This window comes from Paractinoplanes bogorensis (genome assembly GCF_018829635.1).
GTDB classification, from domain to species: domain Bacteria; phylum Actinomycetota; class Actinomycetes; order Mycobacteriales; family Micromonosporaceae; genus Actinoplanes; species Actinoplanes bogorensis.
Map to the genome: position 1 here is coordinate 268,885 of NZ_JAHKKG010000010.1, position 13,524 is coordinate 282,408.

General features: G+C 71.2%; 14 protein-coding genes and 1 pseudogene. 7 read left to right on the forward strand and 8 right to left on the reverse strand.

Annotation, left to right across the window (positions count from 1 at the left end):
- Nucleotides 1–12: 12 nt before the first annotated feature.
- Nucleotides 13–933 (reverse strand): undecaprenyl-diphosphate phosphatase, encoded by a 921-nt coding sequence (locus KOI35_RS31355; RefSeq protein WP_215792269.1) that lies wholly within the window; start codon nt 931–933, stop codon nt 13–15.
- A 158-nt stretch (nt 934–1,091) separates the two neighbouring features.
- Here KOI35_RS31355 and KOI35_RS31360 point away from each other — a divergent pair, with 158 nt between their 5' ends.
- The gene (locus KOI35_RS31360; RefSeq protein ID WP_215792270.1) at nt 1,092–1,544 is read left to right on the forward strand and encodes a GtrA family protein; all 453 of its coding nucleotides are present in this window, start codon (nt 1,092–1,094) and stop codon (nt 1,542–1,544) included.
- On the opposite strand, the gene KOI35_RS31365 is transcribed toward KOI35_RS31360, so the two are convergent.
- Genes KOI35_RS31365 through KOI35_RS31395 form a run of 7 tightly spaced genes read right to left on the reverse strand, consistent with a single transcriptional unit; the run spans nt 1,499 to nt 9,226 of the window.
- A complete protein-coding gene (locus tag KOI35_RS31365) occupies nt 1,499–3,793 on the reverse strand; it encodes a putative bifunctional diguanylate cyclase/phosphodiesterase (RefSeq protein WP_246614063.1) in 2,295 nt (764 codons plus the stop codon). The genes KOI35_RS31360 and KOI35_RS31365 overlap by 46 nt on opposite strands.
- A gap of 39 nt (nt 3,794–3,832) precedes the next feature.
- Nucleotides 3,833–4,732 (reverse strand): 1-phosphofructokinase family hexose kinase, encoded by a 900-nt coding sequence (locus KOI35_RS31370; RefSeq protein WP_215792272.1) that lies wholly within the window; start codon nt 4,730–4,732, stop codon nt 3,833–3,835.
- Complete coding sequence (locus tag KOI35_RS31375) at nt 4,729–5,595, reverse strand: carbohydrate kinase family protein (RefSeq protein ID WP_215792273.1); 867 nt, start codon at nt 5,593–5,595, stop codon at nt 4,729–4,731. The genes KOI35_RS31370 and KOI35_RS31375 overlap by 4 nt, the downstream gene beginning before the upstream one ends.
- A gap of 12 nt (nt 5,596–5,607) precedes the next feature.
- Nucleotides 5,608–6,459, reverse strand: a complete 852-nt coding sequence (locus KOI35_RS31380; RefSeq protein WP_215792274.1) for a class I fructose-bisphosphate aldolase — start codon at nt 6,457–6,459, stop codon at nt 5,608–5,610.
- A 21-nt stretch (nt 6,460–6,480) separates the two neighbouring features.
- Entirely contained in the window at nt 6,481–7,473 is a 993-nt protein-coding gene (locus tag KOI35_RS31385; protein WP_215792275.1) for an ABC transporter substrate-binding protein, read from the reverse strand.
- A 14-nt stretch (nt 7,474–7,487) separates the two neighbouring features.
- Nucleotides 7,488–8,462 carry an ABC transporter permease gene (locus KOI35_RS31390; RefSeq protein WP_215792276.1) on the reverse strand — a complete coding sequence of 325 codons (975 nt, stop codon included), beginning with the start codon at nt 8,460–8,462 and terminating at the stop codon, nt 7,488–7,490.
- Nucleotides 8,459–9,226 (reverse strand): ATP-binding cassette domain-containing protein, encoded by a 768-nt coding sequence (locus tag KOI35_RS31395; RefSeq protein ID WP_308121232.1) that lies wholly within the window; start codon nt 9,224–9,226, stop codon nt 8,459–8,461. Before KOI35_RS31395 ends, KOI35_RS31390 begins: the two co-directional genes overlap by 4 nt.
- 205 nt (nt 9,227–9,431) lie before the next feature.
- Here KOI35_RS31395 and KOI35_RS31400 point away from each other — a divergent pair, with 205 nt between their 5' ends.
- From KOI35_RS31400 to KOI35_RS31425, 6 genes and pseudogenes are all read left to right on the forward strand, one after another.
- A complete protein-coding gene (locus KOI35_RS31400; protein ID WP_215792278.1) occupies nt 9,432–10,838 on the forward strand; it encodes an FAD-binding oxidoreductase in 1,407 nt (468 codons plus the stop codon).
- Nucleotides 10,835–11,782 (forward strand): YhfZ family protein, encoded by a 948-nt coding sequence (locus KOI35_RS31405; RefSeq protein WP_215792279.1) that lies wholly within the window; start codon nt 10,835–10,837, stop codon nt 11,780–11,782. The genes KOI35_RS31400 and KOI35_RS31405 overlap by 4 nt, the downstream gene beginning before the upstream one ends.
- 81 nt (nt 11,783–11,863) lie before the next feature.
- The gene (locus KOI35_RS49085) at nt 11,864–12,487 is read left to right on the forward strand and encodes a carboxymuconolactone decarboxylase family protein (RefSeq protein WP_215792280.1); all 624 of its coding nucleotides are present in this window, start codon (nt 11,864–11,866) and stop codon (nt 12,485–12,487) included.
- 60 nt (nt 12,488–12,547) lie between these two features.
- Nucleotides 12,548–12,709, forward strand: a complete 162-nt coding sequence (locus KOI35_RS47810) for a non-reducing end alpha-L-arabinofuranosidase family hydrolase (RefSeq protein WP_215792281.1) — start codon at nt 12,548–12,550, stop codon at nt 12,707–12,709.
- 15 nt (nt 12,710–12,724) lie between these two features.
- Nucleotides 12,725–12,898, forward strand: a pseudogene (locus KOI35_RS31420) (non-reducing end alpha-L-arabinofuranosidase family hydrolase); the annotation flags it as partial.
- A 110-nt stretch (nt 12,899–13,008) separates the two neighbouring features.
- Nucleotides 13,009–13,314: a BON domain-containing protein gene (locus KOI35_RS31425; protein ID WP_215792282.1), complete on the forward strand. Its 306-nt coding sequence runs from the start codon at nt 13,009–13,011 to the stop codon at nt 13,312–13,314.
- Nucleotides 13,315–13,524: the final 210 nt, after the last annotated feature.

The window sequence follows — 13,524 nt, forward strand, 5'->3', positions numbered from 1 at the left end:
CGCCGCACGGCGTTACGCGGTGAGGCTGACGGCGATGCCGCCGAGACCCGCGAGCACGCAGTAGATCGCGAACGGCGTGAGCGTCCGCGTCTCGAAGTAGCGGGTGAGGAAGCGCAACGACACGTACGCGGCCAGCCCGGCCACCAAGCTGCCGGCCAGCACCGGTCCGAGGATGCCGTGCCCGGCCGGACCGGCCAGCTCGGGCAGCTTGAGCACGCCGGCCGCGGCGATCACCGGGGTGGCCAGCAGGAAGGCGAACCGGGCAGCGTCCTCGTGGGACAGCCCCCGCACCAGGCCGGCCCCGATCGCGGCGCCCGAGCGGCTCACGCCGGGCAGCAGCGCGAGGATCTGTGCCGAGCCGATCAGCAGCACCTGGCGCCAGCTCTGGGTGGCGATCCGGCGGTCGGGGTCGTCGGCCGTCGTGCTCGCGTAGACACCGCCCGCACCCACCGGCACGGGCACTGCCCGGCGCCGGCTCCGCAGCCGTTCGACCGTGGCCAGCAGCACGCCGTTGAGGATGAGGAACAGCGACACGGGGAGGGGACGCCCGAACATCGTCCGGACGGTGTGTTCCAGGGCCAGGCCGACCAGCCCGACCGGGATCGTGGCCACGATCAGCAGCCAGGCCAGCCGTTGGTCGGGTTCGGTGATGGAGCGCTGCCGCACCGAGCTGACGAACCCGCGGACGATCCGGACCCAGTCGGCCCGGTAGAACCAGACCAGCGCGACCGCCGTGGCGACGTGCACCGCCACCAGGAAGGCCAGGTAGGGCGACTGGTCGGCGCTCATGTTGAGGTCCTGGGCCCAGCGACCACCGATCACCGCCGGGAGCAGCACGCTGTGCCCGAGGCTCGACACCGGGAAGAGCTCGGTGACGCCTTGCAGGAGCCCGATGACGATCGCCTCGGGATAGGTCAGGGTTGCGAGAGCCATGGCCGCGGATCCTGACCGCCCGGACCTGAGCGTTCCCTGAAGACCGGCCGGTCGGGCGGCCCGCAAAGATCGCCACCTGCCCGCCGGGCGCGATTCACCGGGCTGTCATCCTCGGCCCGTTAATCTCGATGACGTTCAACTACAACCTGTAGGAACTGATGACGACCGAGACACGGCCCGACCGCCACATCGGCGAGTGGAGTGACCGCCTGCCCGCGCCCCTACGCCGGTTCGTCTCGCGCGAGCTGATCGGGTTCGCCATACTCAGCGCCGGCACGTTCGCCTTCGACCTGGCCCTGCTGTGGCTGATCCGGCACACCACCCCGCTGCCGGTGCCGGCCGCCGTCTCGGTCGCCTATATCGCCGCGGTCGGCCTGAACTACCTGCTCAACCGCACCTTTAATTTCCGCTCGCACGCGCCGATGGGCCGGGAGTCGCTCCGGTACGCGGTGGTGGCCGCCGCCGACTACCTGTTGACCGTCGGCCTGACCTCGGGCCTGTCGGCGATCGGCGTCGAGTTCTGGACGTCCCGCCTCGCCTCGGCGGTCGCCGTCGCGCTGCTGGTCTACGTGGCGGCCCGCTGGTTCGTGTTCCCCAAGTCGGCGAACTGACGGCCGACCAGCGCGGTCGCGTCGTCGGGGGGCAGCGGGCGGTGGAAGTAGAAGCCCTGTCCGATCTCGCAGCCCATGTCGATCAGGGCGCTCGCCTGCTCGGCGGTCTCGATGCCCTCGGCCACCACGTTCATCTTGAACGCCTCACCCAGGTGCACCACGGCCTCGCACACCGAGCGCGCCTCCGGATCGTCGGCGATGCCGGTGACGAACGAGCGGTCGATCTTGAGCACGGTCACCGGCAGGCGGCGCAGGTAGCTCAGCGCCGAGTAGCCGGTGCCGAAGTCGTCCACGGCCAGCTGGATCCCCAGGTCGCGCAGGGCCTGCAGCCGGCCCACGGTGAGCGGGTCGGGTTGCAGGACGACGCTCTCGGTGATCTCCAGGGTGAGCCGCTCGGGCGGGAAGCCGGTCTCGTCCAGGATCGCCTCGACGGTCTGCACCAGATCGGCCTGGGCGACCTGCTTGGGCGAGAGGTTCACGGTCAGTCGCAGCGGTTCGGCGCCCGGAACAGTGGCACGCCAGTCCGCCGCCTCCCGGCAGGCCGCCCGCAGCACCCAGGCGCCGAGCGGCACCACGGCCCCGGTCTCCTCGGCCAGGTCGATGAACTCTCCCGGTCCGAGCAGGCCGCGGACCGGGTGGTTCCAGCGGACCAGGGCCTCGAACGCCCGCAGCTCGCCGGTGGCCAGCGCGACGATGGGCTGGAAGTAGGCCACCAGCTCGTCCTGGGCCACGGCCCGGCGCAGCTCGGCCTCGCGGGCCTTGGTGTCCATCACGTCCGAGTAGTACTCGAACCGGGCCCGGCCGCCGCGCTTGGCCGCGTACAGGGCGGTGTCGGCCTGCTGCAGCAGGGTGTCGCCGGACACGTCGGCGTCGTCCCGGATGGCGACGCCGATGCTCGCCTCGACCATCAGCACGTGCTCGCCGAAGATCACCGGCATCCGGAGCGCCTCCAGCAGCCGGGTGGCGGCCGAACCGGCGGCCTCGCGGCTGGGCAGGTGCTGCAGGATGACCGCGAACTCGTCGCCGCCGAGGCGCCCGGCCAGGTCGCCGTCGCGGATCACGGCGCGCATGGCGTCGGCCGCGGCCAGCAGCACGGCGTCGCCCGCCTCGTGGCCGAACGTGTCGTTGATCGGCTTGAACCGGTCCAGGTCGATGAGCAGGATCGCCGTGTGCTGCCCGGGGCGCAGCGGCTGGGCCGCGAGCTGTTCCAGGCGCTCGGTGACCTGGATGCGGTTGCCCAGGCCGGTGAGCCCGTCGGTGGCCGCGATCTCGCGGTTGTCCCGCAGGGCGTGCGACTGCCGGGCCATCACCAGCAGGGTGAGCACGACCGAGCCGAAGATCATTCCGCCGTACGGGTTGATCGGAAGGTGGGCCGATTCGACGGCGAGCAGAAGGTAGGCGCCCGCCCCGGCCACGTACGGGAGAAGGAAAACCGCACTGCGATCGCGCCGTTTCGGTTCGGGATGGCGCGGGCGGCGGTACTGCTGGTCGGCCGCCAGCACCAGCAGGAAGCAGCCGGCCAGCCACAGCAGGTCGGGCCAGGAGCCGCCGGTGAAGCCGCCGTTGAGCTGGATCCAGCTGTACGACACGTCGGCCGACACGGTCAGGGCGATCGACCCGGCCAGCAGCCGGATCGGGGCCGGCGTCTCGCGCTGGTGCCGCCGCAGCATGGCGGTCGACATGGCCAGCACGAGCAGCATGTCGCCGACCGGCAGCGCGGCGGTGAAGGTCCGCTGCCACGGCGTGAACCCGGGCGCGTTGAGGATCGGGCCGAGCAGCAGGAACCAGATGGCCATGAACCCGCCGGCCCCGACGATCAGCGCGTCCAGGGCCAGCTTCTGCCGGTCCCGGCGGCGCCGGTTCTGACCGGGCAGCATCAGCAGCCCGGCGAACATGAACGGCGAGAAGATCAGCAGGCAGTAGTCCGCGACCGAGGGGTAGTCGCTGGTGAACAGGACGTGCGACTGGACGAACCAGGCGATGTGCGCGGCGAGCTGCCAGCCGCAGGCGAGGGTGATCACCCGCCAGGCCCGCCGGGTCCGGGGCTCCTGCCGTTTCGAGAACGCCACCCGGGCGGCGAGCGTGGTGAACACCAGCGCCAGTGGGATGTAGGTGGCGTCCGAGACCAGCGTGACCGCCTCGGGCCCGCCCCACTCCCCGAAGAACCAGGCCTGCTGGGCCACGAGCAGAACCGCACAGACGAGTACGCACACGGCACCCGCCCGCCCGGTTCGCATCCAGGTCAGCATCACTGCTCTCTTCGGCCGCAGGGGTGACCACCTGAGCGGCTACGACACCCGGACGGCCGGCAGCTCGGAACGCACCGTTTCCCCCGTGATGTCGCCCGCCGGCAGGTGGCGGGCGTTGGCCCGGGCGGCGGCCGCGGCGACCCGCAACGCGGTGCCGTGATCGGCCGGGTCGAGCAGCCATTGCGCGGCGAAGCCGGCCAGGAACGCGTCGCCGCTGCCGACCGGGATGGCACCGTCGATCGCGTCGTGGGTGACGACCAGTTCCCGGCCGTCCTGGCCCAGGTAGCGGGCGCCGGTCGCGCCGCCGGTGACCACCACCGACCGGGCACCGAGCGCGCGCAGGCCGGCCGGGCCGCCGCCGGTCACCGCCGCGGCTTCGGCCTCGTTCACCTTGACCACGGTGGGTCCGCGCCGGACGGCGGCGGCGAGGGCCGGTCCGTCCGAGTCGACGATGACCGGGACGCCGGCCGCATGGGCGAGGTCGACCAGCTCGGCCAGCACGTGGTCGCCCAGCCCGGGCGGGACCCGGCCGGAGAGCGCGAGCAGGTCGGCCGCGGCGAGCTCGTCGGCCACGGCGGAGCGCACTGACGGCCACACCTCGGGCGGCACCGGCCGTACGGGCTCGTAGATCTCGGTCAGCACGCCGGCCGCGTCGAGCAGGCACAGGCACTGCCGGGTCTCGGCGCCGCTGTCGAGGAAGCGGACGTCCGACGGGTGGCCGAGGGCTTTCACCGTACGACCGGTCTCGCCCCCGATCAGCGCGATGGAGCGCACCTCGACGCCGAGCCCGGCCGCCGCCCGCGCCGCGTTGAGCCCCTTGCCGCCGGCCCGGGCCAGCACCTCGGTCGGCCGGTTGATCGTCCCGGCCGTGAACGTCGGCAGCCAGGCGTAACGGTCGAGCGAGGTGGCCAGCCCGACCACGAGAAGCCGGCCGCTCATCCGGCCAGCAGCCCGCGATCGGGTACGACGGTCATCGGCCCCTCGGTGCGGACGGCGGCGGCCGCCACCCGCACTCCGGCCCGGGCCGCGTCGACCGGGTCGGCACCGGCCAGCGCGGCGGCGATGAATCCGGCCGCGAACGAGTCGCCGGCCCCGTCGGTGTCCACCGCGTCCACCTTCAGCGCCTCGACGTGCACGGACCCGGACGCGTCGGTCACCGTAGCGCCACCCTCGCCGAAGGTGGTGCACACGACCGCGCCCGCGGCCACCAATGCCGATGCGGAAACCCCGAGCGCCTCGAGCTCGCCCTCGCTGGGCAGCACGACGTGCGCGAGTCCCAGGAGTTCGATCAGCGCGTCCCGGGCCGTCTCGTTCAGCACGTCCGGTCGTACGTTGGGATCGATCGAGATGGTCGCCCCGGCCGCCCGGGCCCGGCGCACCGCGGCCAGGGTGGTGCCGGCCAGCGGCTCGCCGAAGATCAGGGCCGAGCCCGACAGGTGCAGCCAGCGGGCCCGCTCGGGCAGATCGCCCAGATGCCGCTCGGTGACCCGGGTCGCGGCCGAACCGTCGACCCGGAAGTCGAACGAGCGGTCCGCGCCGTGATAGGTGATGTACGCGGTGGCGGTCGGCGCGTCGTCGATGACCGCGAGGTGCTCGACGTCCACCCCGCCCGCCGCCAGTCCCCCGGCCATCACCCGGCCGTGCTCGTCGGTCCCGATCCCGCCGACGAAGACGGTCGGTACGCCGAGGCGCCCGGCGACGTAGGCGGCGATCGCGGGCGAGCCGCTCGGCCAGGGCCCGGTGTACGGCTCGGCGTCCACCCGTTGGAAGGCGACGATCGCCTCGCCCACGATCAGCAACATGGTTCCCGTCCCTTAGCCGGAGAGCCGCGCGAGCGCCTCGTCGACCGGCATGTCGTCGTGCACGACGCTGCGCAGACCGTCGAGCACGGCGGCCGGACGCTCGGCCCGGAACACCCGCCGCCCGAACATCACCCCGGCCGCACCCGCCGCGATCGAGTCGGCGGCCAGTTGCAGCGTGCTCTTCTCGTCCTCGCCGCCGGGCCCGCCCGCCACCAGGATCGGCGCGTAGCAGGTCGAGGCGACCGGGGCGAACGCTTCCACCGACCCATTCCACACGACCTTGACCAGGTCGGCGCCGATGTCGGCGGAGATGCGGCAGTACAGGCTGAGCACCTCGGTGCTGAGCGCGTGCTCCCCCTCCGCCTCCAGGGCCGAGCGCGGCTCGATGATGACCGCGACGCCGACCTTGGCCGCGTCGGCCACGATCCGGGCGTTGCGCTCGATCTCGGCCCGCTCGAGGGTGCTGTCCCGCTGACCGACGTAGAGGTAGGTCATGACGGCGTCGATGCCGGCCGCGGCCACCTCCTCGAGCGAGGCGAGCTGGGCCAGCACGCCTTCGCTACGCCCGTCCGAGCCCGGGGTGTAGATCTTGCGGCCGTGGTTCTTCCAGTCCAGGTGCAGCACCGCGGCCGGGCGACCGCGGCCGACGTAGAAGTCCTCGAGCAGCGGCAGCATGCCCGGCGAGACCATCACCCCGTCGGCCGCGCCCAGGTGCGCGAAGGCGGTCTCGATCTCGGCCCGGGTGCGCAGCCCGGACGGCGGGCCGCTCATCACGCCGTGCGAGGCGGCGATGACGACCGATCGGCCGGTGACCGGGTTGAGCAGGCGTCCGAGGCGGATCTTTTTTCCCGTACGGGAATCCATGTCTTCTCTTCTCGAAAGTCGTCAGGCGGCGGGGCAGGTGAAGCTGTAGAGGTACTTCTGCACCTCGGGGCTGTCGAGGTTGTCCTTGGTGGCCACCACGGCACCGGTGGTGATCTTCTTGGTGACCTCCTTGCCGGTGAGCGCGTTGATCGCCTGCTCGCCGGCGGCCACACCCTCGTCGTAGGGCTTGAGCACGACCTGCGCCGCGACCTCGCCGTCCTGGATCTGCTTGACGCCGGGCGGGTTGGCGTCGAAGCCGACGATGGTGACCCGGTCGTCCTTGGCCTGGCGCAGCGCGGCGACGGCACCCTCGGTGTTGAACGCGGCGGTCGAGAAGATGCCGATCAGGTCGGGGTTCGAGGCGACGGTGGCCGAGACGATCGACGACGCCGTCTGCACGCTGTTGTTGCTGTACTGCTGGCCCAGGTCCTTGATCTTCGAGTTGGCCTTGAGGCCCTCGGCGAAGCCCTTGAACCGGTCGTCGGTGGTGGTGACGCCGGCCGACAGGTTCACCGTGAGCACCGAGCCCGCCTTGTCGCCGAGCAGTTCGAGCAGCTTGGCCGCGGCGGTCTTGCCGGCCTCGATGTTGTCCGAGGTGACCTCGGCCTCGGCCAGTGACGAGTCCTCGAGCGTGGTGTCGACCAGCACGACCTTGATGCCCTGGGCGGTGGCCTGCTTGAGCGGCGCGTAGAGGGCCTTGCTGTCGGTCGGCGCGATGATGATGACGTCCGGCTTCTTGGCCACGACGGCCTGAAGGATCGGGATCTGGTCGGTCGGGCTGAACGACTTGGGGGCCTGCACGTCGACGGTGGAGCCGCTGGCCTTGGCCGCCGCCTGCACGCCGCAGGCGACCGAGCCGTAGTAGGCGTCGTTGGCGACACCCGGGATCAGGGCGATCTTGAAGCCGCCGGTCTTGTCGCCGCCGGCCGCCGTGTCGTCGTTGCCGCCACAGGCGGTCAGGGCGGTCAGGCTGAGCACCGCGGTCGCGGCGGCCATCCACTTGTATGTACGCATGGGGGGTCCAATCTTCATCGTTTGGTGCGGGAACGGCGACGTAGTTGGTCGAGGTACACGGCGGCGACGAGGACGACGCCGACCGCGAAATCGCGCCAGAAGGAGTTGAGCCCCACGATGACCAGGCCGTTCGCGAGCACGGCGGGAATCATGGTGCCGACGAGAGTGCCGAACATGGTGCCGACGCCACCGAAGAGACTGGTGCCGCCGATGACGACCGCGGCGATCACCGAGAGGTTGTCGGTGCCGTGGCCGCTGAGGGTGGTCGAGCCGAACTGGGCGTAACTCATGATTCCGGCCAGCCCGGAGAGCAGACCGGCGATCGCGTAGACGCTGATCAGGTGCCGGTCGACGTTGATGCCGGCGCGCCGGGCGGCCTCGGCGTTGGAGCCGATGGCGTACGTACGACGGCCGTAGCGGGTCAGTGCGAGGAACAACCCGCCGATCAGGGCGACGACCAGCGCCACCCAGACCAGCCAGGGCAGACCGAGGAACCGGCCGACCCCGAGGGTGTCGATCAGCTCGTTCGGGACGTCCTTGAGGTCGTTGCCGTCGGTGATGATCTGGGCCAGGCCCATCGCGGCGCCGAACGAGCCGAGCGTGGTGATCAGGGGTGGCACCCGCATCTTGGTGATGACCAGGCCGTTGACCACGCCCCAGGCGGCGCCGGCCAGCATCGAGACGACGATCCCGACGATGCTGGCGGCCCAGCCCTGCGGGCCCATCGCGATCATCACCTTGCCCGCGATGACGCCCGAGAAGACCAGCACCGAGCCGACCGAGAGGTCGACGCCGCCGGTGATCAGCACGAAGGTGGCGCCGACGGCCATCACGATCAGCAGCGAGGCGTTGATCAGGATGTTGATCAGGTTGGCGCTGGTGAAGAACGCCTCGAAGTCGAGGATCGCGAACAGCGCCACGATCACGAGCAGGATCGCGGTGATGTCGGTGGCCGATCCGAGCAGGAGGCGGCGTCGCAGGCTGGTCATTCCGCTTCCTCGCTGGTGAAGGCGCCGGTCATGGCGCCGACGATCTGTTCCTCGGTGGTGTCCTTGGTGGTCAGCCGGGCCACCCGGGTGCCCAGGCGGAGCACCTCGATGCGGTCGGAGACGGCCAGCACGTCGGGCAGGCTGTGGCTGATCAGCACGACCGAGCGGCCGGAGTCGCGCACGCGCCGGATCAGGTCGAGCACGGCCCGGGTCTGCGGCACACCCAGCGCGGCGGTCGGCTCGTCCATGATCACCAGCTCGTTGGCCCAGGTGACCGCGCGAGCCACGGCGACGCTCTGCTGCTGGCCGCCGGAGAGCATGGCCACCGGCGCCGCCGGGTCCTTGATGTTCACGTTGAGATCGGTCAGCACCTGCTGCGCGTGGCCGGCCATCTTCTTGCGATTGAGCACGCCGAACCAGCCCAGCACACCCTTGGCCAGCACCTCGCGGCCCAGGTAGAGGTTGGCCGCGGTGTCCAGGTCGGGAGCCAGCGCCAGGTCCTGATAGACGGTCTCGATGCCCATGCCGTGGATCTCGCTGGGCGTGCGGCCGGCGATCGACTGCCCGTGGAAGAGGATCTCGCCCTCGTCCGGGCTGTGCACGCCGCAGATCGTCTTGATCAGCGTGCTCTTGCCGGCACCGTTGTCGCCCATCAGCGCCACGACCTCGCCCGCGTTGATCGAGAAGCTCGCCCCGCGGAGCGCCTCGACGGCGCCGAAGCGTTTCCGCACCCCGCGCGCTTCGAGCAGTGCGTTCGTCGTCACAGCTCCTCGTCCTCCCAGTGGCTCGCCGGCTTCGAAGCCCCGCCCTGCCGGCCTCGAAAATTCAGAAATCTGCTTGTTGATCGAAGCTAAGAGCAATGTTTCCAGCGTGTCAAGAGCCCGGCTCAGGGCGTTTTCTCGGTCTTGACAATTCAGCTTTCTGAAGATTGAGTAGCGCCATCGTTCCACGTCAACTAGGGAGTACGTCATGTCCGCTGCCGCGGTGATCGATCAGCTGCGCCGCTCGTTCGGCCCGGACGCGCTGCTCACCGGCGAGGGCGACCTCGACGCCCGCAGCCACGACACCTGGCCGGTCGCCACGGTGTGGGCCAAGCTCGGCCGCCACCCGCACCGGCCCGACGCCGTGGTGCGGGCCGGCAGCGTGGCCGACGTGGTCGAGGTGCTCCGGATCGCCGGCGAGACCGGCACCCCGGTCACCGCGTGGGGCCTGGGCTCCTCGGTCACCGGGCAGCCGCTGCCGGTGGCCGGGGGCATCGTGCTCGACCTGGCCGGACTGGTCTCCGAGCCGGAACTCGACGAGCTGGATCGCACCGTCACGGTGGCTGCGGGCGTACGGGGAAGCGACCTTGAATCCTGGCTCGGTGAGCGGGACCTGACCCTGAACCACTCACCCCAGTCGCTCGGCCGCTCCACCGTCGGCGGCTGGATCGCCACCCGGGCCACCGGCCAGTTCTCCTCCCGCTACGGCGGTATCGAGGACCTGGTCGTCGGCTATCAGGTGGTGCTGGCCGACGGCACCGTGGCCGACCTGGGCCAGCGCCCGCGGGCGGCGATGGGACCGGACCTCAAGGAGTTCTTCCTCGGCTCGGAAGGCACCCTCGGCGTCGTCACCCGGGTGACGCTCAAGGTCTTCGCCCGCCCCGAACTCCGGATCACCGAGGCGTTCACGCTGCCGACGGTCGAGGCCGGCCTGGCCGTGATGCGCGAGGTCGTCCAGGCCGGGCTGCGACCGCACCTGGTGCGCTTCTACGACATCGACGAGGCTGCCCACGCAGTGCCGGACAGGCCGGCCACGGCACCGGTATTGTTCCTGGGACACGAGGGTCTGGCCGGTGTCGCGACCGCCGAGCACGCCGCGGCGACCGCGATCGTGACGGCGCATGGAGGGGCGAGCATGGGGGCGGCACCGGTGGACGCCTGGATGGCGCGTCGCTACGACTTCTCCTCGGTGGAAAACCTGCTCGCCGAGCCCGGCGGCTACGCCGAGACGGTCGAGGTGGCCAACCTGTGGAGCCGCATCGGCCCGATGTACGCCGAGCTCAAGGAACAACTGGCGCCGCTGGCCGACGAGGTGCTCGGGCACTTCTCGCACGTCTACGACCAAGGCTCCTCGCTCTACATGATCCTGCTCGGCCGGGCCGCCGACGACGAGACCGCGCTGCGCCGGCTCGAGGAGATCTGGGCCCGCGCCATGAAGGTGGTGGTCGCGCACGAGGGCGAGATCTCGCACCACCACGGCGGCGGCCTGGCCCGGCAGCCGTGGGTCCGGGAGTCGCTGGGCACGGGCTATCCGGTGCTGTCCCGCGTCAAGCAGGCTCTCGACCCGGACCACATCCTCAACCCCGGAAAACTCGGTTTCGGTACGCGGTCATGACGGTCCCCGCCAAACTCGACGTCCGCGCCCACCTGGCCCGGGTGCTGCTGGCCCGCGAGATCGGCCAGCGCATCCCGACGGTGCAGGAACTGCAGGGCAGCACCGGGGCGGGCACGGGCACGGTCGTCAAGGTGCTGCGCGCCCTGCAGGACACCGGGGCGGTGACCCTGACCGCGCGCGGCCACCAGGGCACGGTGGTGACCAGCCGCGACGTGGGCCAGTTGTGGAACGCGGCCGCCCTGGGCAACTTCCGGATGATCCTGCCGCCGCAGGGCCCGGTCGAGCAGCAAGGCATCCTCGAGGTGGTGCAGACCGCGCTGACCGGGCTCGGCGTGGCGGTGGTGGCCGACTTCCGGCCCGGGGCCCGCACCCGGCTCGAAGACGTCTATCACGAGCGGGTCCACGCCACGGTGACGTCGGCCGGCGCGCTCGAACGGCACCGCGACGACCTGCCCGGCCTGACCGGACTCGACCTCGGGCCGGCCACCTTCTACTCGCACGGTTCGCTGGTCGTCGTCTCGCACGCGACCCGTGCGCCGCGGACGCCGCTGCGGGTCGGGATCGACCGCAACTCGTACGACCACCAGCGGCTGAGCGAGGCGGAGTTCGGTGACCGCTCCCCCTCCCCCGAATACGTGCAGGTGCCGTTCGTGCTGGCCCCGGCGGCGGTGCTGGCGGGCGACATCGACACGGCGGTCTGGCATTCGATGCCTACGGTGATCCCGCCCGAGCTGGCCGGGTTGCGCCTCGAGCCGCTGGTTACGCCCGCCGCCAAAGCCGTGTGCCATCAGATCTCGCCTGCGGTGATCGTGACGCGGAGCCTCGACCCGGGGGTCAACGCGCTGCTGCGCCAGGTGCGGCCGGCTGATGTCACTCGTACGCAGGGGCGGTTGCTCAAGTCGGCGGCGACCGAGAGCTATGCGGGCAGTCTGCGCCTGCACTGAGCTTGCTCTGCTGCTTCTGCGCGGTCTGGCAGGTACTGACAGGGCATCTCTCGTGGGCGGCGCCGGTCGTAGCGTGGCGACGTGGATGACATCACCCCGCGGCACGCCGCGATCGGCACCATCGGCGCTTTCACCGCGATCGGCGACCTCGACCGGCTGAGCGTAGCCCTGCGGACCGGCCTCGACGCGGGCCTCACGGTCAACCAGATCAAGGAGGTGCTGGTGCAGATGTACGCGTACGCCGGATTCCCGCGCGCGCTCAACGCCATCGGCACCTTCATGACCGTCGTCGACGAGCGCGGCGGCTCCGACGAGACCGGGCCTGAGCCGGCCCTGCTGCCGGCGGGCACCGACATGCTCGAACTCGGCACCCGCAACCAGACCGCATTGTCCGGTGCTCCGGTCACCGGGCCCCTGTTCGAATTCGCCCCGGCCATCGACCGGTTCCTCAAGACTCACCTGTTCGGCGACATCTTCGCCCGCGACAACCTCGACTGGCCGAGCCGCGAGATCGCCACCATCTCGGCGCTGGCCGCCCTCACCGGCACCGGGTCCCAGTTGAGGTCCCACTTCGCCATCGGCCTCAACACCGGCCTGACCGAGGATCAGCTCCGCGGCCTGGTCCGGGTGCTGCGGGCCGAACTCGGACAGGAGCCGGGCGACGCCGCCGAGCGGATCCTCGACGACGTCCTCGCGAACCGCTGACGACGCCCTGACACAACCCGCCCTAGTCTCGGCAGCGGCGAGCGTGGCGCTTCCCGCCGAGTGCCGGCCGGAGAGTGGGGTGCGACGACCTTCGTCTCCAAGACGTCGAGCGACGCCACCAACGCCGCCGGCCGGTCGGCCGACCAGCCGCTGTGCTCGGGCACGATCGCCGGTTCGTCGCCGGCGGCACGACCATTTACCTGGTTGGCCGGCGGCACGTGACGCCGCAGGCCGCGACCATTCGCGGGTAAGCCAACAGCGACACCACCTGGACGAACGACATCAGTCACGGCGGCCTGGTGCGAGCCGACCCCGACCAGACGATGTCCGTCGGAGCGTGCGCCCCTGCAGCTGCTCTATCAGGGACGGGACCCCGGCTCGGACGGCACCGCCTGCAACGCTGACCCGTAGCGGCGCCGGTGACTGTCATGTGTTCGTCATCGGGCTGCGGTACCCGTGCGACATCTTGCGGCGAGCCTGGACCGATCACGCCAGGTCGCGCTAGGTGGGAGGTGCGCCAGATGTACCCGTTTTGGCCGTACGGGGACGACTCGCCCCGCCGCTCGACTCCGCCCGACGACGATCACGTCACGGTCGACGAAGCGCTGGCGCAGCGCGTGGCCGAAGCCATCCTGCAGGCGCCGCTGGTGGAGAGCGGCCACCTGCACATCGAGGTGCAGAACGGGGTCGCCATCCTGTCCGGTTCGCTCAGTTCGCGGGAGGCGTGCGACGCCGCCGCCGACCGCGCCCGTGAGACGCCCGGGGTGCGCGACGTGTCCGACCAACTGACCGTCTCCCCGGCCCGGGGCCGCAAGAAGCGCGGATAGCGCGGGCGACGGACGCAGGCCGACTGCCGGCCCGGCCCCTAAGGCCTGCTTCATAACTGGGGTGGGAGTGAGGCGGGGTCCAGATTTCGTCTGGTGGTGGCCCGTGGAAGTCCGGCTCCCGGTGTTGGAACCGGGCTTCCACGGGACGCCGCCAGACGGGATCTGGGCCCCTCCGCAGCCCCGCCTCAGTTATGAAGCAGGCCTTAGCCT

What these genes read in the sequence shown, in the direction of transcription:
- KOI35_RS31355 (WP_215792269.1), bottom strand. Translation starts at nt 933, where the DNA reads ATGGCTCTCGCAACCCTGACCTATCCCGAGGCGATCGTCATCGGGCTC.
- KOI35_RS31360 (WP_215792270.1), top strand. Translation starts at nt 1,092, where the DNA reads ATGACGACCGAGACACGGCCCGACCGCCACATCGGCGAGTGGAGTGAC.
- KOI35_RS31365 (WP_246614063.1), bottom strand. Translation starts at nt 3,793, where the DNA reads ATGCTGACCTGGATGCGAACCGGGCGGGCGGGTGCCGTGTGCGTACTC.
- KOI35_RS31370 (WP_215792272.1), bottom strand. Translation starts at nt 4,732, where the DNA reads ATGAGCGGCCGGCTTCTCGTGGTCGGGCTGGCCACCTCGCTCGACCGT.
- KOI35_RS31375 (WP_215792273.1), bottom strand. Translation starts at nt 5,595, where the DNA reads ATGTTGCTGATCGTGGGCGAGGCGATCGTCGCCTTCCAACGGGTGGAC.
- KOI35_RS31380 (WP_215792274.1), bottom strand. Translation starts at nt 6,459, where the DNA reads ATGGATTCCCGTACGGGAAAAAAGATCCGCCTCGGACGCCTGCTCAAC.
- KOI35_RS31385 (WP_215792275.1), bottom strand. Translation starts at nt 7,473, where the DNA reads ATGCGTACATACAAGTGGATGGCCGCCGCGACCGCGGTGCTCAGCCTG.
- KOI35_RS31390 (WP_215792276.1), bottom strand. Translation starts at nt 8,462, where the DNA reads ATGACCAGCCTGCGACGCCGCCTCCTGCTCGGATCGGCCACCGACATC.
- KOI35_RS31400 (WP_215792278.1), top strand. Translation starts at nt 9,432, where the DNA reads ATGTCCGCTGCCGCGGTGATCGATCAGCTGCGCCGCTCGTTCGGCCCG.
- KOI35_RS31405 (WP_215792279.1), top strand. Translation starts at nt 10,835, where the DNA reads ATGACGGTCCCCGCCAAACTCGACGTCCGCGCCCACCTGGCCCGGGTG.
- KOI35_RS31425 (WP_215792282.1), top strand. Translation starts at nt 13,009, where the DNA reads ATGTACCCGTTTTGGCCGTACGGGGACGACTCGCCCCGCCGCTCGACT.